General features: G+C 48.6%; 2 pseudogenes. Both read right to left on the bottom strand.

Annotated elements, in window-relative coordinates:
• Positions 1 to 126, bottom strand: a pseudogene (locus tag R7R24_RS30945) (DUF2878 domain-containing protein); the annotation flags it as partial.
• Positions 127 to 131: 5 nt separating this feature from the next.
• Positions 132 to 500, bottom strand: a pseudogene (locus R7R24_RS30940) (class I SAM-dependent methyltransferase); the annotation flags it as partial.

Below are 500 nucleotides of genomic sequence, written 5' to 3'. Positions count from 1 at the left end.
CGTCAGAATGGAATACACCAAGGTCGCCAACGCCAGTATCATCATCAACCATTGCCACTCAAAAGTACCAAGCACAGCAATAAACCAGCACAGTTGAAACCAAGTGGACGCAATCAACACTCTCATAATTGTTATGGGCGCTGGAAAGTCATATGAACGGCGCTGATCGTACGAGCAAGAAAACCGCCTTCACAATAACTAAGGTACTACCGCCACATGCGGACACACCGGTCATCGTACCCAAACCCGCGTACAGCATCCTCTGCGCGGTTAAAACGGCGATGCCACTCATTCAGTGTTTTTGCGTAGTCTAGGCCGATGTCAAACAAATCACGAACTACCAAATCACTGTGCTTAGTGGTCGCTTGTGTCAAAGACGTCACCGACGGCAAGAAACCGCCAGGGAAAATGTATTTCTGAATAAAATCGACATTGTTGCTGTAATAGTCGTAGCGCTGGTCCGCAATCGTAATCGCTTGGATAGCCATCAGGCCGCTAGG

The sequence above is a fragment of the Vibrio sp. 704 genome (genome assembly GCF_033339295.1).
This window is presented reverse-complemented; position numbering and strand designations above follow the sequence as displayed.